The sequence below is a fragment of the Streptomyces sp. NRRL F-6492 genome (genome assembly GCF_001280125.1).
Taxonomy (GTDB): Bacteria; Actinomycetota; Actinomycetes; order Streptomycetales; family Streptomycetaceae; genus Streptomyces.
This window is the reverse complement of record NZ_LGEG01000244.1, coordinates 55,580-78,469: the sequence shown is the minus strand read 5'-3', so window position 1 is coordinate 78,469 and position 22,890 is coordinate 55,580. Positions and strand designations below refer to the sequence as shown.

Genomic DNA, 22,890 nt, shown 5'->3' with positions numbered 1-22,890 from the left:
ATCGTGGGCGCGAGTCGCGGCGAACCGCAGAAGGAAGTACCCAGCATGTCCATCCAGCACTCCGACGTCCTCTACACCGCGGTCGCCACCGCCGAGAACGGGCGCGACGGGCGCGTCGCCACCGACGACGGCAGGCTCGACGTCGTCGTCAACCCGCCCAAGGCCATGGGCGGCTCCGGCGAGGGCACCAACCCCGAGCAGCTCTTCGCGGCCGGCTACAGCGCCTGCTTCCAGGGCGCCCTCGGGGTCGTCGCCCGCAACGAGAACGCCGACGTCTCCGGCTCGACGGTCACCGCCGAGGTCGGCATCGGCAAGAACGACGACGGCTTCGGCATCATCGTCAAGATCTCGGCGACCATCCCGAACGTGGACGCCGATACCGCCAAGAGCCTCATCGAGAAGGCCCACCAGGTCTGCCCGTACTCCAAGGCGACCCGCGGCAACATCACGGTGGAACTCGCGGTCTGATCCCGGACGCGCACCGTCGCGGCGAGGGCCGCACCCCGACCGACCGGGGTGCGGCCCTCGCCGCGACCGGGGACGGGATCCCGACCGGCGGCAGGGCCCCGACCGGCGGCAGGCCCGACCGGACACCGGCCCCCGAACGGACACCGGCCCCCGACCGGAAACCGGCCCCCGACGGGCCCCGATAGGGTGACCCCCATGCGTGATCTCGGGGTGGGTTTCGGTTACCTGGTAAAGGGCCAGAAGTGGGTGGCCCGGCACGGACGGTGGTTCGGATTCGGGCTGTTGCCCGGACTCGTGACCCTCGTCCTCTACGTCGGCGGCCTCGTCGGACTCGGCTACGGCGCCGACGACCTGGCCGTCTGGGCGACCCCGTTCGCCGACGACTGGACCGCGCCCTGGATCGACGTCCTGCGCGGCACCCTCACGGCCCTCGTCTTCGTCTTCGGCCTCTTCCTCGCCGTCATCACCTTCACCGCCGTCACCCTCCTCGTCGGCCAGCCCTTCTACGAGTCGCTCTCCGAGGCGGTCGACCGCGACGAGGGCGGCGAGGTGCCCGAGTCCGGGCTCCCGCTCTGGCGCGAGCTGTGGATCTCGGCCCGGGACAGCCTGCGGATCCTGCTGCGGGTCGCGTTCTACGGCATTCTGCTCTTCGCCTGCGGCTTCGTCCCGGTGGTCGGCCAGACCGTCGTCCCCGTCCTCGGCTTCTGCGTCTCCGGCTTCTTCCTCACCCAGGAGCTGACCTCCGTCGCCCTCCAGCGCCGGGGCGTCGACCTCAAGGAGCGGCTGCGGCTGCTCCGCGGCCGCCGGACCGCCGCCCTGGGCTTCGGGGTTCCGCTGACCCTCTCCTTCCTCGTGCCCTTCGTCGCCGTGTTCCTGATGCCCGGAGCCGTCGCCGGCGCCACCCTGATGGCCCGCGACCTGCGCGGCGAGACCTCCGACGCGGACCGGAACGAGGGCCGGAACGCGGACCGGAACGGGAACTCCGCGGAGAGCGGCCGGAAACACGGCAACCTTCCTCCGCCCGGTGGCGACCAGGGAGTGCACCACCTCCCCCACTGACCAAGGAGCACGATGACCTCCCACCAGCGGAAGACCGGCCGCCGCCGCGCCCTCATCGGCGGACTGAGCGCCCTCGGCATCACCGGCGCCGCCGTCGTCACCAGTACCCTGCTCGCCCCGGCGGGCGCGGCGGCGGGCGCCTGGCCCCGGGCCGAGGGCAGTACGCCGGTCGCCACCACCATCGAGGTCTCGGGCACCTACGACGGCGGGCTCAGGCGTTTCCACGGCACCGGCGCCCTCGGCTCGGACGGCCAGGACGAGAGCCAGAAGCCGGTCTTCGTCCTCAAGGACGGCGCGGTCCTCAAGAACGTGGTCCTCGGCACCCCCGCCGCGGACGGCGTCCACTGCCTGGGCAGCTGCACCCTCCAGAACGTCTGGTGGGAGAACGTCGGCGAGGACGCCGCCACCTTCAAGGGCACCTCCGCGAAATCCGTCTACACGGTCCACGGCGGCGGTGCCCGGGGCGCCTCCGACAAGGTCTTCCAGTTCAACGGCGCGGGCAAACTGGTCGTGACCAGGTTCCAGGTCTCCGGCTTCGGCAAGCTCGTCCGCTCCTGCGGCAACTGCAAGAAGCAGTACCCCCGCACGATCATCCTCAACGACGTCGACGTCACCGCCCCCGGCACGTCGATCGTCGGCGTCAACGCCAACTACGGCGACACCGCCGCCCTGCGGAACGTACGGATCCACGGCGACGCCAAGAAGAAGATCGAGCCGTGCACCCGCTTCACCGGCAACAACGCCGGCAAGGAGCCGAAGAAGACCGGCACCGGACCCGACGGCATCACCTGCCGCTACTCGGCCGGGGACCTCTCCTACGAGTGACCCCGAGGGGCCGCCACGAGTGACCCCGAGGGGCCGCCACCAGTGACCAAGAGGGCCGCCACCAGTGACCAAGAGGGCCGTCGCTACGGGCGGCCCTCTTCCGGAAGGTCCGCCAGGACCGGGTGCAGCTCCGGCCGGGCCTCCCACCACTCCCGGTGGAAGGCGTTGGTCCGCACGTTCGCCACATAGGCCCCGGCCGCCGCCCGGTACAGCAGCTCCGCGTGCCGGGCGGGCACCGCCGCCCTGTTCCAGGCCAGCCGGATCCGCCCGTTCACCGGATCGCCCTCCAGCGGCCGCAGCACCGTCCCCGCGGCCGGCGGCGCCGTCGGCTGGCTCAGCGAGACCGCCCGGCCCGCCGCGATCAGGTCGTAGTGGATCTTGCGGTCGGCCACCCGGTGCCGGAGCAGCGGGGCGAACCCGGCCCGCGCGCAGGCCGCGACCAGCGCCTCCGGGCCGCCGTCGTCGTCCTTCACCAGCGTCATCCAGGACTCGCCCGCCAGTTCCGCGAGCGCGATCCGCTCCTTCGCGGCCAGCGGGTGGTCCGCCGAGAGCCGCACGCAGAACGGCTCCCTGGGGACCAGCGTCCGGGCCGTCGCGCCCTCCGGCAGCGGCACCTCGTGGTCGTTGACCTCGCCGTACAGCACGGCGTCGTACCGGCCCGCGCCCAGCTGCCGGGTCAGCGTGGTCACCGACTGCTCCACGGTCACCGCGATCTCCCGCCCCGCGAGCACCTCTTCGAGCCGCGCCATCAGCCGGTCCACCAGGACGAGCAGGATGCAGCCCAGCCGTAGCGGGGCGTCCGGCGCGGCGGCCCGCGCCCCGGCCGCCAGCGCGTCCATCTCGCCGAGCACCAGACGCGCCTTGGCGAGCACGAACTCGCCGAGCGGCGTGGGCTCCACACCGCTGCGGCCGCGCAGGAAAAGCTCCCCGCCCGCGACCCGCTCGATCCGCCGCAACTGCGCCGAGAGGGCCGGCTGCGAGACCCCGAGACGCACCGCCGCGCGCCCCAGACTGCCCGCTTCCGCTATCCGGCAGACGGCTTCGAGATGCCTCAACTCCAGCTGCATTTCAGCAGCGTACGCAGCACCGCGCGGCCGCACCATAACCCGCGTCTTATGCCGGATGGGATGTCCCGGAGCGGCCGTGTCCGCGCCCATACTCGGCGCGACGATCCGACTTCCCCACTCCGGATCCTCACCCCGGACCCCCACTCCGGATCCCGCACCCCGGATCCCTACTCCGGATCCCCACCCCGATCCCGCACCCCGGATCACCGGCCCGGAATCCCCACCCCGGATCCCCCACCTCGAACGGAGCACTCGTGCACCCCTTCAGACTCACGGCGGCCGTGGCCGCCCTGGCGCTCTCGGCGAGCCTCGCGACCGCCCTCGCCGGCCCCGCCACCGCCGCCCCGCAGGCCCCGTCCGGACCGCAGGCCCAGCCCGTACCGCCGGGGCACGGCCGGTCCCTCGCCCTGGCCGCCGCCGACACCGCCGCCGAGAGCGGCCTCGACGAACTGCGGCACGGCGCCGGCGAGGAGCTCGTCCGGACCTCCGTCACCCCCTGGGCGAACGGCCTGTACTACGCCGCCTACGAGCGCACCTACAAGGGCCTCCCGGTCGCCGGCGGCGGCGACGCGGTCGTCCTCACCGACTCCACGGGCGCGGTCCGCGAGGTCACCGGGGTCAAGGCCCCCGCGATCAGGCTCGCCACCACCACCGCCGAGGTCCCCGCCGCCGCGGCGCTCGCCACCGCCCGCGGGCAGCTCGCCTCCGTCGAGTCCGCGAGCACCCCCGAACTGACCGTGCTCCTCAAGGCCGGCAAGCCCGTCCTGACCTGGCACACCCTGGTCGTCGGCCGGACCGCGAAGGGCGCCCCCAGCTCCCTCGACACCCACGTCGACGCCCGCACCGGGGCCGTCGCGCGGTCCACCGAGAAGATCCTGCACGCCGACGGCCGCGGCTACCACAACGGCAACGTCACCCTCGACACCGCCGCGAACTCCATGACCGACACCACCCGCGGCTCCTTCAAGTGCGGCGGTCAGAACGGCAGCGCCTACACCGGCACCCCGCCGTGGGGCAACAACGGCGCCAACGACCTGGTGACCGCCTGCGTCGACATCATGTACGCGGCGCAGAAGGAACACTCCATGCTCAAGGAGTGGTTCGGCTACAACGGACAGAACGGGCAGGGCGGCATGGTCCCGGCCCGCGCCGGACTGAGCGAGGTCAACGCGTACTACGACGGTACGAAGACCACCTACGGCCGCAACCAGAACGGCACCAACCAGCTCACCGGCATCGACGTCGTGGCCCACGAGTACGGCCACGAGATCTTCGACCGGACCCCGGGCAGCGCCGGCTCCTCCAACGAGAACGGGGGCCTCAACGAGTCCACCGGCGACATCTTCGGCGCGCTCACCGAGCACTACGCCAACAACCCCAACGACACCCCGGACTACACGGTCGGCGAGAAGCTGAACTTCACCGGCAACAACAAGCCGATACGCAACATGTACAACCCGTCGCTCATCAACAACGACCCCAACTGCTACACCCAGCTGACCTCGGGCACCGAGGTGCACGCGGCGGCCGGCCCGCAGAACCACTGGTTCTACCTCCTCGCCGAGGGCTCCAACCCGGGCGGCGGCAAGCCCAGCAGCCCCATATGTTCCGGCGGCCCCTCCTCCGTGACCGGCATCGGCATCCAGAAGGCCGGCAAGATCTTCATGGGCGCCCTGCTCATGAAGACCTCCTCCTGGAACCACCTCGCCGCCCGCAGGGCGACCCTGACCAGTGCCAAGAACACCTACGGCAGCGCCGAGTGCACCGCCGTGAAGACGGCCTGGAACGCGATCGGCGTCCCCGCCCAGTCCGGTGAGACCGACTGCGGCGGCACCGGCACCCCGGACTTCTCGCTCGCCCTGAACCCGTCCTCGGGCTCGGTCCAGCCGGGCGCCTCCGTCACCTCCACGGTGAACACCGGCACCGTCGGCGGCAACGCGCAGACCGTCCAGCTCTCCGCGAGCGGCGCCCCGGGCGGCGTCACCGTCTCCTTCAGCCCCACCTCGGTGACCTCCGGCAACTCCGCCACGATGACGGTCCAGGTCGCGGCGGGCACCGCCGACGGCACGTACCCGATCACCGTCACCGGCACGGGCTCCGCCACCCACACCGTCACCTACCAGCTGTCGGTCGGCTCGACGACCCCGCCCACCGGCTGCGCGGGCGCCCAGCGCACCTACCAGGGCAGCCTGACGTCCGGCCAGACCGCGGTCCAGCCCGACGGCTCGTACTACTACGCGGCGACGTCCGGCACCCACACGGGCTGCCTGCGCGGCCCGGCCGGCCAGGACTACGACCTGTACCTGCAGAAGTGGAACGGGTACGGCTGGTCCGACGTGGCCGTGGGCGGCACGGCGACCGCCGACGAGAACACCAGCTACAACGGCACCGCCGGCTACTACCGTTACGTGGTCCACGCGTACAGCGGCTCCGGTGCCTACACGCTGGGTCTGAGCGCCCCGTAGCGGGCCGGGGGTCCCGTCACGGGGTCCCGCGCCGGGCGGCCGACCCGACGGCCGCCCGGCGTCCGCGCGCCCGAGCCCCCTCGGACACGGGATCCCTCGGACACGGGATCCCTCGGACACAGGACCTCTCGGACACAGGACCTCTCAGACCTCCCCGACCCCTCCGACCCCTCCGACCTCGGCGAGGACGAAGCCCGCCCGGTCCGGGCCCGCGTCCGCCAGCCGCTCCCCGTCCGGTCCCCAGACCCCGGCGCGGCCCTGCCCCACCCCGTCCTCGTTGGTCCCGAGGACGTTGCCGAGCACCACGTACAGGCCGAAGTCCCGGGCCCGTACCGGATACACCTCGGTGAACGAGTCGTTCCCCGCGGTCAGCACCGAGCTCGCCAGGTACACCGCGCAGCCGTCGGCCGCGGCCCGTTCGGCGAGCTCGGGGAAGCGGTTGTCGTAGCAGGTGGCCGTCGCGAACCGGACCCCGTCGAGCGCGAACCGCCCGTCCTCCGTCCCCGCCGCGAACACCTCCCGCTCGACGCCGTACAGGTGCCGCTTGTCGTAGCGGGCGAGGAGCCCGCCGTCCGGGCCGAACACCAGCGAGGTGATGCCGGGCCGACCGTCCGCCGTCCGCACCGGGCCGTTGACCACGGCCGCCGCCGACACCGCGCGGCACGCCTCCCGCACGGGGTCGAGCCGGGGGTCGTCCTCGGCGAGGACCAGACCGGGGGAGTCCCGGATCAGCGCGGGCTCGTATCCGCTCAGGCAGAGTTCGGCGAAGACGACCACGCGGGCCCCCGCCTCCCCGGCCGCCCGGACCAGACCGGCGACGGTTCGCGCGTTGGCGTCGACGTCCCCGGCGACCGGGGCGAACTGGGTGGCTGCGACGATCATGGCCCCCATCATCCCGCCCGTGGACCGGCGCGGGTCAGGAAGGGTCCTCCCCGCCGTACAGCAGCCGTACGAAGTCCCGGAAGGCGCCCGGCATGTCGACCGCCGAGGGGTCCAGGAGCCACTGGTACTGGAGGCCGTCCATCACCGCCGTGAGCAGCGGCGCCGCCCGCTCCGGGGTGAGGCCGCCGGGCAGCCGCTCGCCGAACTCCAGGCGCAGCACCTCCGCCATGTGCGCCCGCACCTGGGCGTACCGCTCGGTGAAGAACTCCCGCGCCGGGTGCCCGTCCGTGACGCTCTCGCCGAGCAGCGCGGAGAAGGTCTGCACGATCCCGGGACGCATCGCGTTGTACTCCACGAGGGAGTCGACCAGGTCGAGCCGCCAGCCCTCGCGGCCCCCGCCGCCGCTGGTGTCCCAGTGGTCCCGCTCCTCCAGGACCGCGACGAGCAGGGCCTCCTTCGTCGGGAAGTAGTGCAGCAGCCCCTGCTGGGTCAGCCCGACGCGCTCGGCGACGGCGGCGAGGGTCGCGCCCCGGTAGCCGCGCTCGGCGATCACTTCGAGGGCGGCGCGCACGATGACCGCGCGCCGCTCCTCGCTCCTGGCCCGCACCATCCCCGGGGCTCCCTTCCGAAGGTCCGTCCGGACAGGACCGTACCTCTTCATATAAGTAACAGAATCATCACATCGCCTACCCCCCTACAGGGAAACCGGTGCACGATGGGCCCATCGGCACGTCGACGAGGAGGTACGGCCATGGCGGAGAGCGGCACGGACGCGGGCGCGGCGGGAGAGGCCGCCCGGGAGGCGGCCGTCGAGGCGGCGCTCGGCAGGCTCGACCTGGACGCCAAGGCCCGGCTGCTCGGCGGCCGGGACATGTGGAGCCTGCACCCCCTGCCCGAGATCGGGCTCGCGTCCCTGGTCATGTCCGACGGCCCGATCGGCGTCCGGGGCGTCCGCTGGACCGCCGACGACCCCTCCGTCGCCCTGCCCTCCCCGACCGCGCTCGCCGCCGCCTGGGACCCCGCCCTCGCCCGCCGGGCCGGCCGGCTCCTCGCCCAGGAGGCCCGCCGCAAGGGCGTCCACGTCCTCCTCGCCCCCACCGTCAACCTGCACCGCAGCCCCCTCGGCGGCCGCCACTTCGAGGCCTACGGCGAGGACCCCCTCCTCACCGGCGCGATCGGCACCGGCTACGTCCTGGGCGTCCAGGACGGCGGGGTCGGCACCACCGTCAAGCACTTCGTCGCCAACGACGCCGAGACCGACCGCTTCACCGTCGACAACCGGGTCGGCCCCCGGCCCCTCCGCGAGCTCTACCTCGCCCCCTTCGAGGCCATCGTCAAGAACGCCCGGCCCTGGGGCATCATGACCGCCTACAACCAGGTCAACGGCGTGACCATGACCGAACACCACCACCTGGTGAACGAGGTCCTGCGCGGCGAATGGGGCTTCGACGGCGTCAACGTCTCCGACTGGATGGCCGCCCGCTCCACCGCCGGCGCCCTCCGGGGCGGCCTCGACGTCGCCATGCCGGGCCCGGCCACCGTCTACGGCGAGGCCCTGGCCGCCGCCGTCCGCGCCGGCGAGGCCGAGGAGTCGGCCGTCGACACCGCCGTGCGCAACGTCCTGCGGCTCGCCGCCCGCGTCGGCGCCCTCGAAGGCGCCCCGCCGGCCGTCACCGAACCCCCGGCCCCGATCGACGGCGACGCCCTCGCCCGCGAGATCGCCCACCGCGGCTTCGTCCTCGTACGGAACGAAGACTCCACGCGGAACGAAGACTCCACACGGAGCGAAGACTCCACACGGAGCGGGAATCCCGTACGGAACGAGAATCCCGTGCGCAACGGGAATCCCGTACGGAACGGGGCCCGGGTCCTCCCCCTCGCCCCCGGCACCACCGTCGCCCTCTCCGGCGCCGCCGCCCGCGACGCCCGCGTCCTCGGCGGCGGCTCCGCCCAGGTCTTCCCCGACCACGTCGTCTCCCCGCTCGACGGCCTCACCGCCGCCCTGCCCGAAGGCTCCCTGACGTACGCGGTCGGCGCCGACCCCAGCGACGAACCCGCCCCCGCCGGGCAGGGGTTCACCCTCCGCGCCCGCTGCCGCGACGCCGCCGGGAACCTCCTCGGCGAGGGCTCCCTGCCCAGCGGCCAGGTCCAGTGGATCGGCGGCGACCTGCCCGACGGCGTCACCCACGAGACCCTCGCCTCCGTCGAGGTCGTCGGCACCTTCACCCCGCGCGAGACCGGCGCGCACTCCTTCGGCACCCGCGGCCTCGGCGCCTTCGTCCTCACCGTCGGCGGCGAGACCGTCTTCGACGGCGTCCAGGCCATGGGCTCCGAGACCGACCCCTTCGAGGCCTTCTTCGGCTCCCCGGTCGAGCGCGCCCGGGTCCCGCTCACCGCCGGCGAGACCGTCGAGGTCTCCCTGCTCCACACCCTCGACGAGGAGTTCGCGGCCCCGCTGCCGGCCGTCGCCTTCTCCCTCGTCCACCTCGGTCCGCGCCGTGACCCCGACGAACTGATCGCCGAAGCCGTCGGGGCCGCCCGCGCCGCCGACACCGCCGTCGTGGTCGTCGCCACCACCGAACGCGTCGAGTCCGAGGGCTTCGACCGCGCGGACCTCGCGCTCCCCGGCCGCCAGGACGACCTCGTACGGGCCGTCGCCGCCGCCAACCCGAACACGGTGGTCGTGGTCAACGCCGGCTCCCCGGTCGAACTGCCCTGGCGCGAGGACGTGGCCGCGGTCCTGCTCACCTGGTTCCCCGGCCAGGAGGGCGGCGCCGCCCTCGCCGACGTCCTCACCGGCGCCGAGGAGCCCGGCGGCCGCCTCCCCACCACCTGGCCCGCCGTCCTCGCCGACGCCCCCGTCACCGACGTCGTCCCCACCGACGGGGAACTCGTCTACGCCGAGGGCCCCTTCATCGGCTACCGCGCCTGGGACCGGAGCGGCCGGACCCCCGCGTACGCCTTCGGGCACGGCCTCGGCTACACCACCTGGTCGTACGACTCCCTGGTCGCGGGCCCCGACACGGTCACCGTCCGGATCACCAACACCGGCGACCGGCCGGGCCGCGAGACCGTCCAGATCTATCTGGCGCCCGCCCCCTCCTCCACCGCCGAACGCCCGGCCCGCCTCCTCGCCGGTTTCGCGAGCGTCGCGGCCGGGCCCGGGGAGACCGTCGAGGCCGGGATCGCGCTCTCCCGCCGGGCCTTCGAGATCCGGGACGAGGAGAAGGACGACTGGACCTTCGTTCCCGGGGCATACGAGGTCAGGGCCGCCCACTCCCTGGACGACGTGCGCCTGACGGCCGTCCTGGAGATCGACTGACCCTCCGGTCGCGGCCCGCGGAGAGAGCAGAGAGACCGGGCCCCGGGGCGGAACCTGACATCCGCCCCGGGGTCCTCACTCCGCCGTGATCCGCCGGTACGCCAGCTCCGCGAGCCGCGCCTGGCCGTCCCGGCTCGGGTGGAACCAGTCCCAGGGGCTCAACTGGGCTCCGTCGAAGCGGAACCGGTGGACCGCCCCGCCGTCGTACCGGCAGTGCTCGTCCTTCGCGCAGACCTCCGCCAGGACCCCGTTGTACGCGTCCACCCGCTCCGACACCGTCGTGCGCCGCCGCTCCGCCTCGGGTCCCAGGTCCGTCGCGTCCGCCAGCATCGCGCCGCAGATCCCCAGGTCCCACACGCCCGCCGCGCCGCCGGTCCGCCCCGTCGACCACAGGTGCTTCAGGTCCGGCACGCTCGCCACGTACACCCGCGCCTCCGGCGCCGCCGTCCGCAGCCGGGCGAGCGCCGCCGCGAAGGAGGCGCGGAACTCCGCGACCGGGGTCATCAGGCCCGGAGTCGGCCGGCAGGCGTCGTTGGCGCCCATCATCACCGTCACCAGCTCCGGCTTCCGGGCCGCCGCCGCGGTCATCTGCCCGGGGAGGTCCGCCATCCGCGCCCCCGTCCGCGCCAGGTTCCAGCTGCGGCCGGCCGCCTTCTCCGGGCCCAGGAGCCGCAGCGCCAGGCTGTTGACGGCCGTGTCGGTCCCGGTCGCCCAGGACGCCTCGGGGCAGTCCGACAGGAGCGAGCAGGCGTCGAAGGCGCGGGTGATGGAGTCGCCGACGGCGGCGAGGGAGGAGGGGGAGGCGTTCCAGGAGGAGGTGGGCGTCGGGGACGGGACCGGCGCGCTCCTGGCGGGGGCGGGCCGCTCCGGGGTCCCGGAGGAGCATCCGGCCAGCGCCCCGGCGCACAGCAGCGCCGCCGTCGCGGCGGCGACGGCGGTACGGAAACGGCGTCGGCCGCGCATCCCCGGCCCCTCCTTCGGCGTCCTCGCGGGTGAAAGCTTCGTGTGCACGGTCATCGGTCCGACGGTACGTCACCCCGATGACGGTGCGGCAGGGTAGCTTTTCCCCCGTCGAACCAGAGGCGCCCTCGCCGACCGGCTCCGGTAAATTACATCACGTCACAACCTGTCCCCTTTTTGAGGGTTTGTGAAGATCAGCTCCCGATGATGTTTACTGAGGCCGCTGGGAAAGGCGAACCTCGTCCCACACTGGAGGTCCCGGTGACGACACGTGGAGTCCTGTACGTACACTCCGCACCGCGCGCGCTCTGCCCGCACGTCGAATGGGCGGTGGCGGGCGTCCTCGGTGCGAGGGTCCAGCTCGACTGGATCCGCCAGCCGGCGTCCCCCGGCACCTGGAGGGCCGAACTCTCCTGGAAGGGCGAGACCGGCACCGCCTCCCGGATCGCCTCCGCCCTCCGGGGCTGGCAGACGCTCCGCTTCGAGGTCACGGCGGAACCCTGCCCCACCGCCGAGGGCGAGCGCTACAGCGCCACCCCCGACCTGGGCATCTTCCACGCCGTCACCGGCATGCACGGCGACATCCTGGTCCCCGAGGACCGCCTCCGGGCCGCCCTGGCGCGCTCCGCGCAGGGCGGGACCCCGCTGGAGGCCGAGATCGCCGCGCTCCTCGGCAAGCCCTGGGACGACGAACTGGAGCCCTTCCGCTACGCGGGCGAGGGCGCCCCGGTCCGCTGGCTCCACCAGGTCGTCTGACGCCCCCTCGCACCCCGGAAAGGCCCGCCCCCACGCCGGGGCCGGGCCCCACGCGCCCGAAACCGCACGCGACACGCCGAAGGCCCGCCCCCGGGATGGGGGCGGGCCTCGGGCGTGAGGCGCGGGTCAGACCGTGCGGAACGCCAGGACCACGTTGTGGCCGCCGAAGCCGAAGCTGTTGTTGATCGCGGCGACCGTGCCCTCCGGGAGCGGGCGGGCCTCGCCGCGGACGATGTCCGCGTCGATCTCCGGGTCCAGCTCGTCGACGTTGATCGTCGGCGGGGCGAGGCGGTGGTGCAGCGCCAGGACCGTCGCGACGGTCTCGATGCCGCCCGCGCCGCCCAGGAGGTGACCCGTCATCGACTTCGTCGCGGAGATCGCGACGTGGTCCAGGTCGTCGCCCAGGACGTTCCGCAGCGCCTTGATCTCGGCGGTGTCGCCCTGCGGCGTCGACGTGGCGTGCGCGTTCAGGTGGACGACCTCCGACGGCTTCAGGTCCGTCGAGTCCAGCAGGTTCCGCATCGCGGCCGCGATGCCCCGGCCGGTCGGCTCGGGCTGCGCGATGTGGTGGCTGTCGGCCGACAGGCCCTGGCCCAGGACCTCGCAGTAGACGCGCGCGCCGCGCGCCTTCGCGTGCTCCTCGGACTCCAGGACCACGACGCCCGCGCCCTCGCCGAGCACGAAGCCGTCACGGCCGGTGTCGTACGGGCGCGAGGCCTTCTCGGGCTCGTCGTTGCTCTTGGACATCGCCATCATGTTGGCGAAGGCGGCGATCGGCAGCGGGTGGATCGCGGCCTCGGTGCCACCGGCGACGACCACGTCCGCACGGCCGGTGCGGATCATCTCGACGGCGTAGCCGATCGCCTCGGCGCCCGACGCGCACGCGGAGACCGGGGTGTGGACGCCCGCCCGGGCGTTCACCTCCAGACCCACGTTCGCCGAGGGGCTGTTGGGCATGAGCATGGGGACGGTGTGCGGGGAGACGCGGCGGACGCCCTTCTCCTTCAGCACGTCGTACTGGTCGAGCAGCGTGGTGACACCGCCGATGCCGGAGGCGATGACGGAACCGAGCCGCTCGGGCACGATCTTCTCGTCCTCACCGGCGGGAGCGGTGTAGCCCGCGTCGGCCCACGCCTCGCGGGCCGCGATCACGGCGAACTGCGCCGAGCGGTCCAGCTTGCGGGCGAGCGGGCGGGGAAGGACGTCGCCGGGGTCGACGGCGGCCGTCGCGGCGATCTTGACGGGCAGCTCGGCGAAACGTTCGCCCTCGAGCGGACGGACGCCGGAGCGCCCCGCGATCAGACCTTCCCAGGTCGATGCGGAGTCGCCACCCAGCGGTGTGGTTGCGCCGATACCGGTGACGACCACGGTGCGATTGGTCGAGCTCACAGGAATTCGTTCTCCATGTGTGTGATGGTCGGAATGCGGCGCCACCGCCGGGTGGCTGACCGGAACAGCGAGGGCCGGATCAGCCCTGGTTCTTCAGGATGTAGTCGACGGCGTCGCCCACGGTCTTGAGGTTCTTGACGTCCTCGTCCGGGATCTTGACCTCGAACCGCTCTTCGGCGGCGACGACGACCTCGACCATGGACAGCGAGTCGACGTCCAGGTCGTCGGTGAAGGACTTGTCCAGCTCGACGTCCTCGGTCGGGATGCCGGCGATCTCGTTGACGATCTCGGCGAGACCTTCGACGATCTGCTCCTGGGTGAAGGCCATGGTGGCGCTCCTTCTGTGGTTGCTTCGGTAAGGGGCTTCCGGGAGATCCGGGTGCCTAGGGGAGGGTAACGACCGTCGCGGCGTAGACGAGACCCGCCCCGAAGCCGATGACGAGCGCGGTGTCGCCGCTCTTCGCCTTCCCGGTCGCCAGGAGCCGCTCCATGGCGAGCGGGATCGAGGCGGCCGAGGTGTTGCCGGTGGTCTCCACGTCACGGGCGACCGTGACGTGCTCCGGCAGCTTCAGAGTCTTCACCATCGAGTCGATGATCCGCATGTTCGCCTGGTGCGGGATGAAGACGTCCAGGTCGTCCGCCGAGATGCCGGCGGCGTCCAGGGCCTGCTGGGCGACCTTCGCCATCTCGAAGACGGCCCAGCGGAAGACCGCCTGACCCTCCTGCGTGATGGCCGGGAACTTGATCTCGCCCTGCTGGTTGAGCGGCAGGTTCGAGACGTCGCCGCCGTGGAACGCGTCCCACGGGACGGTCTGCTTGATCGTCGTCGCCTTGTCGCCCTCGGAACCCCAGACCGTGGGGCCGATGTGCGGCTCGTCCGACGGACCGACGACCACGGCGCCGGCGCCGTCGCCGAACAGGAAGGCCGTCGCGCGGTCCTCCAGGTCCGTCAGGTCGCTGAGCCGCTCGACGCCGATGACGAGCACGTACTCCGCGGAACCCTCGACGATCATGCCCTTGGCGAGCGTCAGGCCGTAGCCGAAGCCCGCGCAGCCGGCGGAGATGTCGAACGCGGCGGGCTTGCCGGCGCCGATGCGGTCCGCGATCTCCGTCGCGATCGCCGGGGTCTGGTGGAAGTGCGACACCGTGGAGACGACCACGGCGCCGATCTGCTCGGGGCTGATCCCCGCGTCCGCGATGGCCTTCCCGGAGGCCTCCACCGACATCGCGGCGACGGTCTCCTCCGGAGAGGCCCAGTGCCGGGTGGCGATGCCGGAGCGCGAGCGGATCCACTCGTCGGACGAGTCGATCGTCTCGAGGATCACCTCGTTCGGCACGACCCGGGTGGGGCGGTAACCGCCCACGCCGAGGATCCGCGCGTACGGGGCGCCCTTGCTGGGCTTGATCTTCGACATGCTTCTCGACACTCCTAGTCAGACGGCCGCGTGCTCGGCGACGAGCGTACGGGCCGCGTCGAGGTCGTCGGGAGTCTTCAGGGCGATCGTGGACACGCCGGGGAGGGCCCGCTTGGCGATGCCGGTCAGGGTGCCACCGGGGCACACCTCGATCAGCGCCGTCGCCCCCAGGTCGTGGAAGGTCTCCATGCACAGGTCCCAGCGGACCGGGTTCGCCACCTGGCCGACCAGACGGGACACGACCTCGGCGCCGTCCATGACGACCTGGCCGTCCTTGTTGGAGACGTAACGGGTGGTCGGAGCGGCCGGCGACAGCAGGGCCGCCGCCTCCTCCAGCTTCGTCACCGCCGGGGCCATGTGGTGCGTGTGGAAGGCGCCGGCGACCTTGAGCGCCACGACGCGGCGGACGCCCTCGGGCTTGTCCGCCTCCAGGGCGGCCAGCTGCTCCAGGGTGCCGGCGGCCACGATCTGGCCCGCGCCGTTCACGTTCGCGGCCGTCAGGCCGAGCTTCTCCAGGTGCGGGACGGTCACCTCGGGGTCACCGCCGAGCAGCGCCGACATGCCGGTCGCCGTGATCGCGGCGGCCTCCGCCATCGCGAGTCCGCGGGTCCGCACGAGACGCAGCGCCGCCGTGTCGTCGAGCACGCCCGCGAAGGCGGCCGCGGTGAACTCGCCGACGCTGTGACCGGCGACCACGCCGGGCGCCAGGTCGTCGCCGAGCGCGGCCGCGGAGAGCAGGCCGGCGGCGACGAGCAGGGGCTGTGCCACGGCGGTGTCACGGATCTCGTCCGCGTCCGCCTTCGTGCCGTAGTGGGCGAGGTCGAGCCCGATGGCGTCGGACCAGGCCGCCACGCGGTCGGCGGCGCCGGGGAGTTCGAGCCAGGGGGTCAGGAAGCCGGGCGTCTGGGCGCCTTGGCCGGGAGCGACGAGTACGAGCACCCTCACACTCTCTCTTGGGGACGGCTCCGAGCGCCCGTGGGGACAAGGACGAAGAACCGTCGGGGGAATTGTTGGTGTTCGACAAAAGTCTAGGACTGCGTATCCCCGTCGGCCAAGCGTCCCAGGATGAGCGCGATCCGCAGGGTGAAGGCGGAACGGACGTCGGAGGGTGACCAGCCGGTGACGTCGGTCACACGTCGAAGCCGGTAGCGCACGGTGTTCGGGTGGACGAAGAGCATCCGCGCCGCGCCTTCCAGGCTGCTCGCCTGCTCCAGGTACACACTGAGAGTTTCCAGAAGCGCCGACCCCGCTTCCTCCAGTGGTCTGTAGATCTCCTCCACCAACTGCTCGCGCGCCGAAGGGTCGGACGCGATGGCGCGCTCCGGCAGGAGATCGTCCGCGAGGACCGGGCGCGGGGCGTCCTGCCAGGCCGAGCAGGCCTTGAGGCCGGCCGCTGCGGCCTGCGCGGAACGGGTCGCCGCGAGGAGGTCGGGGACGACCGGACCGGCCACCACCGGACCCTGCGCGTACGGCCCGATCAGGGCCTTCGCCACCGCGAGCGGGTTGTCGTTGCCGCCCGCGATCACGACGAGCCGGTTCCCGAGGACCCCGGTGAGGACCTGGAGCTTGGCGTGCCGGGCGGCCCGGCGGATCGCCTCCACCGTCAGCTCGCTGTCCCCGTCCGGGGCCGTGCCGAGCAGCACGCACACGTGGTCCGGGGAGTTCCAGCCCAGCGCGGCGGCCCGCGACACCGCGCCCTCGTCGGCCTCGCCGGACAGCACGGCGTTCACCACGAGTGACTCCAGGCGCGCGTCCCAGGCGCCCCGGGCCTCGGCCGCCTGCGCGTACACCTGGGCCGTCGCGAAGGCGATCTCCCGGGCGTAGACGAGGAGCGCCTCGCGGAGCACCGACTCGTCGCCCGGGGCGGCGACCTCCTCGATCGCCGACTCCATCACCTCGATGGTCGTCCGGACCATCTCCACGGTCTGGCGCAGGGTGATCGCCCGGGTCAGCTCGCGGGGCGCGGTGCCGAAGACGTCCGTCGAGATCGCCTGCGGGGTCTCCGGGTGCCGGAACCACTCCGTGAACGCGGCGATGCCGGCCTGGGCGACCAGGCCGATCCACGACCGGTTCTCGGGCGGCATCGCGCGGTACCACGGCAGCGTCTCGTCCATGCGCGCGATGGCGCCGGCGGCGAGCCGCCCGGAGGACTGTTCGAGGCGCTTCAGGGTCGCGGAGTGCGGATGGGAGGCGTTCACGGGTTCAGGCACGGGGACAAGACTGCCTTATCCGGACGCCGACGTGCGGGGCCGGGGCGGGATCGCCTCCGGCGGGGGCGGGGCGGGGTGGCTACGGTGGGGCACGTGATACGCATCCAGCGCGCGGGCGAGCGGTACCCCGGGGGCGACCCGGCGGCCGGCATCGAGACCCGGCACGCCTTCTCCTTCGGCCCGCACTACGACCCCGACAACCTCCGCTTCGGATCGCTGGTCGCCTGCAACGAGGAGCGGCTCGCGCCGGGGGCCGGGTTCGACGAGCACCCGCACAGCCACACCGAGATCGTCACCTGGGTCGTGGCGGGCGAACTCACCCACCGCGACTCGACGGGCCGCGCGACGGTCGTCCGCGCCGGCGACCTCCAGCACCTCGGCGCGGCGGCGGGCGTCCGGCACGTCGAACGCAACGACGCCGACGCCCCGCTGGTCTTCGTACAGATGTGGCTCGCCCCGCCGTCGTTCGGCGGGGAGCCGTCGTACGAGGTGGTGCGCGGCACCGGAGGGGACCTCGTGCACGAGGTCCCGGGCGCGACCCTGCGCGTCCACCGCCTGGAGAAGAACGCGCAGGTATCGCTCCCGGACGGCGACTTCGTGTACGTGCACGTGGCACGCGGCACGGTCCGCGTCGGCACCGAGGACCTCACCCCCGGCGACGCGGCCCGCGCCACCGACGAGAAGGGCCTCGCCCTGCTCGCGACCGGCGACGCGGAGGTACTGGTGTGGGAGATGCGGCGCGCGCTCTAGCGCAGCCCGTCCACGAACGCCTGCCACGCCCCGGGGCCGACGACCAGGGCCGGACCGGAGGGGTTCTTGCTGTCGCGGACCGGGACGGCGCCGGGGAAGCCGTCGGCGACCTCGACGCAATCACCGCCATTGGTGCCGCTGTACGACGACTTCCGCCACCGCGCTCCGGTCAGGTCAGGACGGGTCTCCATAGCGTTCCTCCATCACACGGGTGATCAGCGCCGCCGAATCCTCGACAGAGAGGGCCGTGGCTTGCAGCCGAGCGTAGCCGACGGAGCGATCCTTGATCACGGAAGGATTGGCCGTCATGTGCCCCTGGTCATAACTCTCGGTGTAGAAGATGTCGGGGTCGTCCTCGAACCTGAGCAGATTGAACGAGCCCATGAGCGCCGTGTGTTCACCGGCGGAGAACGGGAGCACCTGGATGTGCACCCACGGGTTGTCGCGGAAGGTCAACAGGTGGGCCAGTTGTTCGCGCATGACCTTGCGATCGCCCACCTCCTGCAACAGCACGGCCTCGCTCAGCACGACCCACAGGGCCGGCGGCTCGTTGCGCTCCAGGACGCGCTGGCGTTCGAGCCGGGCCGCCACCATCTCCTCGACCTTGTCCGGGTAGTCGACGGCCAGCAGCGCCCGCGCGTACTCCGGCGTCTGCAACAGGCCGTACACGACCTGTGCCTGGAAGACGGAGATGTACGTGGCACGCGCCTCCAGGTCCGCGTACGGCTGGAACCACGTCGGCAGCCGGCTGCGCAGCACCAGGCCGACCAGCCGGGAGAACGCCCCGTCCGTACCGAGCGCCGCGTCCACCCGCTCCGAGAACTCGCGGGTGGGCAGCTTCCTCGCCGTTTCGACCTGACAGACGAGGGAGCCCGTGCAGAAGATGACGTCCCCGAGCTGCTGTTGCGTGAGCCGGTGCGCCTCACGCCGACGGCGGAGTTCCCAGCCGTAGTAGTCCAGCGGGGAAGCGCTGGGATCGAGTTCCTGAATGTTGACCATGGTCAGCACCTCCGGCCTGCGACGCGCGGCGTTCTTGTCGCCGAGCGTAGTCAGGAGATCGCGGGCCGGAGGTGCGAATCGTTTAAACCACCCGTGGGAGTGGGTGAGTTGAGACCCGGGCCCCGCGCTCAGTTCAGCGCGCTCTTCGCCTTCCAGTCGGCCCAGCTCACGTTCCACGCGCCGTAGCCGTTGCCCTCGGCCACCGTGCCCTTGGTGTCGGCGCCCTTGATCTCGAAGGGGTCGCCCGGCTTCACCAGGGCGTAGAGGGCGGCCGCGTTCTCGTCGCTCATGCCGATGCAGCCCGAGCTGTGGTTGGCGTTGCCGAAGTACCGCGCGTTCCACGGGGCCGCGTGGGCGTACATGCCCGACCAGGTCAGGCGCATCGAGTAGTCGACCATCTTGTCGTAGGCGTCGCCGAGGCCGACGGTCTCCGAGTTCATGTTGATGGTGCCCTCCTTCGCCATCAGGACGGCCGTGCCCCGCCAGGAGCGCTTGTCGCCGCCGGGCGTGCCGCCGGAGACCGGGATCGTGCGGACGGTGCCGCCGTTCCGCTGGACGGTGAGCCTGTGGCTGTCCAGGTCCACCTTCACCACCTGCGCGTCACCGACCGTGAAGCCCGTGGCGTAGTCCCGTACGAACCAGCCGCCGCCCGAGTCCGTGCCGTTGAGGTCGGCCTTGAGGGTGACCTTCGTGCCGGGCTTCCAGTACTCCTTCGGCCGCCAGTCCGCCCGGTCGCGGCCCGACCAGTCCTTGACCCAGCCCCAGGAGCCCTCGGTGGCGTTCGAGGTCGTGACCTTGAGCTGCTTCTCGACGTCCGCCTTTTTCGTCACCGGGAGGTCGAAGACGATCGAGAGGGGGTGGGCGATGCCCACGGTGGTGTTCTTGCCCGGCGCCAGGGTCAGCTTGTTGACCTTCTCGGCGTCCGGGGTGGAGAAGGACGAGCGGGTGGTCGTCTCCTTGCCGTCGGCGCCGGCGGCCGTGATCTCCGCCGTGTACGAGGTGCCCGGGGCCGCCTTGCGGTCCGACGTCCAGCGCGTGCCCTTCGCGTCCGCGCGGCCGGTGAGGACCCCGCCCTCCGCGTCCGTGATCCGCACCGCGGTCAGCTTGCCGTTCGCGGCCGTCACCGTCACCGGCTTGCCCGCCGTCCTGTCCGCGACCGCCACCTTCGCCGGTGGCGCCGCGGACCGTTCCGCCGGGTTCTTGTCCGCCGCCTGGGCCGAGCAGGCCGTGAGCGAGACGGCCAGCGCTACGGCCGCGAGGGTGGGACGGGATGTGCGTATCGGCAGCACGGAAAGGCCTCCGCGGGTGGGAAAGGGTGGGTCGTTCCGCACTGTAGGACGGTCGGAACGCGGCGGAGGTTTCCGAACATCCGTGTGACATGGGCTGCGACGCAACGGTCATCGTCCGGTCACACACGCCGCGCGGCCCGGTCGCATTCGGCTGTGAGCCTGCTGTGCGCCCCACCACCGAGGGGCGGAACCAGGAGGCCCTCGTTGTGTCAGCGCTGCTCGTGACGGCCGCGTCCGTCGAACGACCCGCTCCCTTCCGGCTCGGCCCCGTGACCCCCGAGGCCTACCGGGCGTTCCTCGCGACCCGCGGGGGAGGGGACGGGCCCAGCTTCCTCCAAGTGCCCGCGTGGGCACGGGTGAAGGAGGGGTGGAGCCACCAGTTGGTGGGGTGGGGGCCCGAGGGGGGCGGGCTGACCGGGGCCGCGCTGGTGCTCCTGCGGCCCTTCCCCGGGACCCGGAAGTACTTCGCCTACCTTCCCGAAGGGCCCGTCGCCGACTGGGCCGATCCCGATCTGGACGGCTGGCTCGGGCCGCTCCTCGGGCACTTGAGGGCCTCCGGGGCCTTCGCGGTGCGCATCGGGCCCACGCCCGCCCACCGCCGGTGGAACGCCTCCACCGTCAAGGCCGCCACCGGAACCGGCCGGCGGCTCTCCGACGTCCTCGCCGACGAGGTCGACCCGCTCGGGACCGCCGTCGCCGAACGCCTCCGGGCCCGGGGCTGGCAGCGCTGCGGCGGCGACTCCGAGGACGGCGCCGACGCCCAGCCCCGGCACGTCTTCCAGGTCCCGCTGGCCGGCCGCACCGCCGACGACCTGTGGTCCGGACTCAACCAGGAGTGGCGGAGGAACGTGCGGAAGGCGCGGAAGGCCGGCGTCGAGGTCACGGTCGGATCCGCCGCCGACCTGCCCGAGTTCTACCGGCTGCTCCGGATCACGGAGGAGCGGGACGGGTTCCGGCTCGGACGTTCCCTCGCGTACTACGAGCGCCAGTACGCCGTCCTGAACGCCGAGGAGCCGGGACGGATGAAGCTGTACCTGGCCCGGCACGAAGGGGAGGTCCTCGCCGCGCACACCATGGTCACCGTGGGCGGACGCGTCTGGTACCAGACCGGCGCCTCCGCCGACCACCGCCGCGAGGTCCGGCCCTCCAACGCCCTCCAGTGGCGCATGCTGCTCGACGCCCACGCCCTCGGCGCCGCCGTCTACGACCTGCGCGGGGTACCCTCCACCCTCGATCCGGACGACCGCGCCCACGGCCTCCTCCGCTGGAAGCTCGGCACGGGCGGCCGGGTCGTCGAAACGCTGGGGGAGTGGGAGACACCGATGCGGGGCACGACCAACCAGGCGCTCCACCGCGCCTTCCAGGCGTACCTGGCCCGCCGATGACGGCCACCGTCCTGACCGCCCCGGCCCCGGAGACGAAGGCCGCCTCCGTCCTGCGCAGCGGCGCCCTCATGGCGGCCGGATCGCTCGTCTCCCGCGCCACCGGGTTCGTCCGCGCCTCCGTCGTCGCCGCCGCACTCGGCGCGGCCGTCGTCGCCGACGGCTACGCGGTCGGCAACTCCGTCCCCACGATCGTCTACACGCTGCTCCTCGGCGGCGCCCTCAACGCCGTCTTCGTCCCCGAGCTGGTCAAGGCCGCCAAGGAGCACGAGGACGGCGGCGTCGCCTACACAGACCGGCTCCTCACGCTGTGCGCGCTCGCCCTCGTCGCGCTCACCGCCGCCGCCGTGCTCGCCGCGCCCGTCATCGTCGACACGTACACCGACTACACGGGCGCGCAACGGGAGACCACCGTCGCCTTCGCCCGGACCTGCCTCCCGCAGATCTTCTTCCTCGGGCTCTTCACGCTCCTCGGGCAGGTCCTCAACGCCCGGGGGCGGTTCGGCGCCATGATGTGGACGCCCGTCCTCAACAACGTCGTCGTGGTGGCGGTCTTCGGGCTCTTCCTGGTGGTGAGCGACGGGGGCGCCCTCAGCGCCGGGGAGACCGCGCTCCTCGGGTGGGGCACCACCGCCGGGATCGCGCTCCAGGCCCTCGCCCTCGTCCCCCCGCTGCGCGCCGCCGGGTTCCGCTGGCGGCCCCGCCTCGACTGGCGCGGCAGCGGCCTCACGGCCCCGCTGCGGTCGGCCGGCTGGCTGGTGCTGCTCGTCCTCACCAACCAGGGCGCGTACTGGGTGACCACCTGGATCGCCACCTCGGCGGGCGGCTCGGCGGCCGGCGGCGGTGCGGGCCTCGCCGGATACAACAACGCCTATCTGCTGTGGGCCGTCCCGCACGGCATCGTCACCGTCTCCCTGGTGACCGCGCTGCTGCCCCGGATGAGCGGGGCGGCGGCCGACGGCGACCTCGCCGGGCTCCGGCGGGACGTGTCGTACGCGCTGCGCACCAGCTCGGCCGCCGTCGTCCCCGCCGCCTGCGCGCTCCTCGCGCTCGCCGTGCCCCTGATGACGGCGGTCTTCCGGCACGGGGCGACGGGCGACGACGACATCCGCGCGATGTCCTGGATCCTGATGGCCCTCGCGCCCGGCCTCGTGGCCCTCTCCGGCCAGTACGTGTGCACCCGCGCCTTCTACGCCCTGCGTGACACCCGCACCCCCTTCCTGCTCAACCTGGTGATCGCCGGGCTGAACGCGGGCCTCTCCTTCGCCGCACACCTCCTGCTCCCCGCGCGCTGGACCGTCGCGGGCATGGCGGGGGCGTACTCGCTGGCGCTGTGGGCGGGGTGGGGCGTGACGGCGTACGTGCTGCGGCGGCGGCTCGGGGCCTCCGGGAAGGCCGGGAGGGCGGACGGTTCCGGGGGTTCCGCCGCCGGGCTCGCGCGGCTGCTCGTCGCCGCCGTGCCCGCCGCCGGGTACGGGCTCCTCGTCACCGACCTGGCCGGTCCGGCCGGGGCCGTGCCCGCCGGGGCCGCCGGGGCGCTCACGATCCTCGCCGTCTTCGCCGTCCTGGCCCGGCCCCTGCGCCTCACCGAACTGCGGGACCTGCTGGGACGGCTCCGGCTTCCCGTCCGCCGCCCGTGACCCGCCCCGACG

General features: G+C 72.9%; 21 protein-coding genes. 9 read left to right on the top strand and 12 right to left on the bottom strand.

All coding sequences use genetic code 11. The annotated features are described in order from the left end of the window. Nucleotides 1–45 precede the first annotated feature (45 nt). The 3 genes from ADL08_RS26480 to ADL08_RS26470 all read left to right on the top strand — a co-directional run bounded on the left by ADL08_RS26480 (nt 46) and on the right by ADL08_RS26470 (nt 2,352). Nucleotides 46–468 carry an organic hydroperoxide resistance protein gene (locus ADL08_RS26480; RefSeq protein WP_053647241.1) on the top strand — a complete coding sequence of 141 codons (423 nt, stop codon included), beginning with the start codon at nt 46–48 and terminating at the stop codon, nt 466–468. A 195-nt stretch (nt 469–663) separates the two neighbouring features. After that, nucleotides 664–1,527 (top strand): EI24 domain-containing protein, encoded by an 864-nt coding sequence (locus ADL08_RS26475; protein WP_053647333.1) that lies wholly within the window; start codon nt 664–666, stop codon nt 1,525–1,527. Between the two features lie 12 nt (nt 1,528–1,539). Beyond that, a complete protein-coding gene (locus ADL08_RS26470; protein ID WP_053647239.1) occupies nt 1,540–2,352 on the top strand; it encodes a pectate lyase in 813 nt (270 codons plus the stop codon). Between the two features lie 83 nt (nt 2,353–2,435). On the opposite strand, the gene ADL08_RS26465 is transcribed toward ADL08_RS26470, so the two are convergent. Continuing rightward, the gene (locus tag ADL08_RS26465) at nt 2,436–3,419 is read right to left on the bottom strand and encodes a LysR family transcriptional regulator (RefSeq protein ID WP_053647237.1); all 984 of its coding nucleotides are present in this window, start codon (nt 3,417–3,419) and stop codon (nt 2,436–2,438) included. A gap of 254 nt (nt 3,420–3,673) precedes the next feature. Between ADL08_RS26465 and ADL08_RS26460 the strand changes: the two genes are divergently transcribed. Then, nucleotides 3,674–5,884: a M4 family metallopeptidase gene (locus tag ADL08_RS26460; RefSeq protein ID WP_267889588.1), complete on the top strand. Its 2,211-nt coding sequence runs from the start codon at nt 3,674–3,676 to the stop codon at nt 5,882–5,884. Between the two features lie 144 nt (nt 5,885–6,028). Here ADL08_RS26460 and ADL08_RS26455 read toward each other — a convergent pair whose 3' ends face one another. Together ADL08_RS26455 and ADL08_RS26450 are read right to left on the bottom strand one after the other, a co-directional pair. After that, on the bottom strand, nt 6,029–6,766 hold the full coding sequence (locus tag ADL08_RS26455) for a carbon-nitrogen hydrolase family protein (RefSeq protein WP_053647328.1): 738 nt from the start codon (nt 6,764–6,766) through the stop codon (nt 6,029–6,031). Between the two features lie 34 nt (nt 6,767–6,800). Beyond that, nucleotides 6,801–7,376 (bottom strand): TetR/AcrR family transcriptional regulator, encoded by a 576-nt coding sequence (locus tag ADL08_RS26450; RefSeq protein WP_053647235.1) that lies wholly within the window; start codon nt 7,374–7,376, stop codon nt 6,801–6,803. A gap of 141 nt (nt 7,377–7,517) precedes the next feature. On the opposite strand from ADL08_RS26450, the gene ADL08_RS26445 reads away from it, so the two are divergent. Beyond that, complete coding sequence (locus ADL08_RS26445; RefSeq protein WP_053647233.1) at nt 7,518–10,088, top strand: beta-glucosidase family protein; 2,571 nt, start codon at nt 7,518–7,520, stop codon at nt 10,086–10,088. 75 nt (nt 10,089–10,163) lie between these two features. Here ADL08_RS26445 and ADL08_RS26440 read toward each other — a convergent pair whose 3' ends face one another. Next, nucleotides 10,164–11,051: an SGNH/GDSL hydrolase family protein gene (locus tag ADL08_RS26440; protein ID WP_053647231.1), complete on the bottom strand. Its 888-nt coding sequence runs from the start codon at nt 11,049–11,051 to the stop codon at nt 10,164–10,166. A gap of 258 nt (nt 11,052–11,309) precedes the next feature. Between ADL08_RS26440 and ADL08_RS26435 the strand changes: the two genes are divergently transcribed. Further along, entirely contained in the window at nt 11,310–11,804 is a 495-nt protein-coding gene (locus tag ADL08_RS26435) for a DUF3145 domain-containing protein (RefSeq protein WP_053647229.1), read from the top strand. Between the two features lie 126 nt (nt 11,805–11,930). Here ADL08_RS26435 and fabF read toward each other — a convergent pair whose 3' ends face one another. From fabF to fasR, 5 genes are all read right to left on the bottom strand, one after another. Continuing rightward, the gene (gene fabF, locus ADL08_RS26430) at nt 11,931–13,193 is read right to left on the bottom strand and encodes a beta-ketoacyl-ACP synthase II (protein ID WP_053647227.1); all 1,263 of its coding nucleotides are present in this window, start codon (nt 13,191–13,193) and stop codon (nt 11,931–11,933) included. Nucleotides 13,194–13,272: 79 nt separating this feature from the next. Beyond that, nucleotides 13,273–13,521, bottom strand: a complete 249-nt coding sequence (locus ADL08_RS26425) for an acyl carrier protein (RefSeq protein ID WP_053647225.1) — start codon at nt 13,519–13,521, stop codon at nt 13,273–13,275. 55 nt (nt 13,522–13,576) lie between these two features. After that, the gene (locus ADL08_RS26420) at nt 13,577–14,608 is read right to left on the bottom strand and encodes a ketoacyl-ACP synthase III (RefSeq protein WP_053647223.1); all 1,032 of its coding nucleotides are present in this window, start codon (nt 14,606–14,608) and stop codon (nt 13,577–13,579) included. Between the two features lie 18 nt (nt 14,609–14,626). Continuing rightward, entirely contained in the window at nt 14,627–15,547 is a 921-nt protein-coding gene (locus ADL08_RS26415; RefSeq protein WP_053647222.1) for an ACP S-malonyltransferase, read from the bottom strand. An 89-nt stretch (nt 15,548–15,636) separates the two neighbouring features. Continuing rightward, a complete protein-coding gene (fasR, locus tag ADL08_RS26410; protein ID WP_053647220.1) occupies nt 15,637–16,818 on the bottom strand; it encodes a fatty acid biosynthesis transcriptional regulator FasR in 1,182 nt (393 codons plus the stop codon). A gap of 93 nt (nt 16,819–16,911) precedes the next feature. Here fasR and ADL08_RS26405 point away from each other — a divergent pair, with 93 nt between their 5' ends. Next, on the top strand, nt 16,912–17,568 hold the full coding sequence (locus ADL08_RS26405; RefSeq protein ID WP_199837094.1) for a pirin family protein: 657 nt from the start codon (nt 16,912–16,914) through the stop codon (nt 17,566–17,568). Here the strand turns inward: ADL08_RS26405 and ADL08_RS26400 are convergent. The 3 genes from ADL08_RS26400 to ADL08_RS26390 form a co-directional block, all read right to left on the bottom strand. Continuing rightward, nucleotides 17,565–17,759 (bottom strand): DUF397 domain-containing protein, encoded by a 195-nt coding sequence (locus ADL08_RS26400; RefSeq protein ID WP_053647217.1) that lies wholly within the window; start codon nt 17,757–17,759, stop codon nt 17,565–17,567. The genes ADL08_RS26405 and ADL08_RS26400 overlap by 4 nt on opposite strands. Then, entirely contained in the window at nt 17,743–18,567 is an 825-nt protein-coding gene (locus tag ADL08_RS26395; protein WP_053647324.1) for a helix-turn-helix domain-containing protein, read from the bottom strand. Before ADL08_RS26395 ends, ADL08_RS26400 begins: the two co-directional genes overlap by 17 nt. A 128-nt stretch (nt 18,568–18,695) precedes the next feature. Then, nucleotides 18,696–19,856: a L,D-transpeptidase gene (locus tag ADL08_RS26390; protein ID WP_053647215.1), complete on the bottom strand. Its 1,161-nt coding sequence runs from the start codon at nt 19,854–19,856 to the stop codon at nt 18,696–18,698. Nucleotides 19,857–20,062: 206 nt separating this feature from the next. On the opposite strand from ADL08_RS26390, the gene ADL08_RS26385 reads away from it, so the two are divergent. Beyond that, nucleotides 20,063–21,241 carry a lipid II:glycine glycyltransferase FemX gene (locus tag ADL08_RS26385; RefSeq protein WP_053647213.1) on the top strand — a complete coding sequence of 393 codons (1,179 nt, stop codon included), beginning with the start codon at nt 20,063–20,065 and terminating at the stop codon, nt 21,239–21,241. Further along, on the top strand, nt 21,238–22,878 hold the full coding sequence (gene murJ / locus ADL08_RS26380) for a murein biosynthesis integral membrane protein MurJ (protein WP_053647211.1): 1,641 nt from the start codon (nt 21,238–21,240) through the stop codon (nt 22,876–22,878). Before ADL08_RS26385 ends, murJ begins: the two co-directional genes overlap by 4 nt. Nucleotides 22,879–22,890: the final 12 nt, after the last annotated feature.

Excerpts from the sequence above, each read along its gene's own strand:
- ADL08_RS26480 (WP_053647241.1), top strand. The coding sequence starts at position 46 with ATGTCCATCCAGCACTCCGACGTCCTCTACACCGCGGTCGCCACCGCC.
- ADL08_RS26475 (WP_053647333.1), top strand. The coding sequence starts at position 664 with ATGCGTGATCTCGGGGTGGGTTTCGGTTACCTGGTAAAGGGCCAGAAG.
- ADL08_RS26470 (WP_053647239.1), top strand. The coding sequence starts at position 1,540 with ATGACCTCCCACCAGCGGAAGACCGGCCGCCGCCGCGCCCTCATCGGC.
- ADL08_RS26465 (WP_053647237.1), bottom strand. The coding sequence starts at position 3,419 with ATGCAGCTGGAGTTGAGGCATCTCGAAGCCGTCTGCCGGATAGCGGAA.
- ADL08_RS26455 (WP_053647328.1), bottom strand. The coding sequence starts at position 6,766 with ATGATCGTCGCAGCCACCCAGTTCGCCCCGGTCGCCGGGGACGTCGAC.
- ADL08_RS26450 (WP_053647235.1), bottom strand. The coding sequence starts at position 7,376 with ATGGTGCGGGCCAGGAGCGAGGAGCGGCGCGCGGTCATCGTGCGCGCC.
- ADL08_RS26445 (WP_053647233.1), top strand. The coding sequence starts at position 7,518 with ATGGCGGAGAGCGGCACGGACGCGGGCGCGGCGGGAGAGGCCGCCCGG.
- ADL08_RS26440 (WP_053647231.1), bottom strand. The coding sequence starts at position 11,051 with ATGCGCGGCCGACGCCGTTTCCGTACCGCCGTCGCCGCCGCGACGGCG.
- ADL08_RS26425 (WP_053647225.1), bottom strand. The coding sequence starts at position 13,521 with ATGGCCTTCACCCAGGAGCAGATCGTCGAAGGTCTCGCCGAGATCGTC.
- ADL08_RS26420 (WP_053647223.1), bottom strand. The coding sequence starts at position 14,608 with ATGTCGAAGATCAAGCCCAGCAAGGGCGCCCCGTACGCGCGGATCCTC.
- ADL08_RS26400 (WP_053647217.1), bottom strand. The coding sequence starts at position 17,759 with ATGGAGACCCGTCCTGACCTGACCGGAGCGCGGTGGCGGAAGTCGTCG.
- ADL08_RS26395 (WP_053647324.1), bottom strand. The coding sequence starts at position 18,567 with ATGGTCAACATTCAGGAACTCGATCCCAGCGCTTCCCCGCTGGACTAC.
- murJ (WP_053647211.1), top strand. The coding sequence starts at position 21,238 with ATGACGGCCACCGTCCTGACCGCCCCGGCCCCGGAGACGAAGGCCGCC.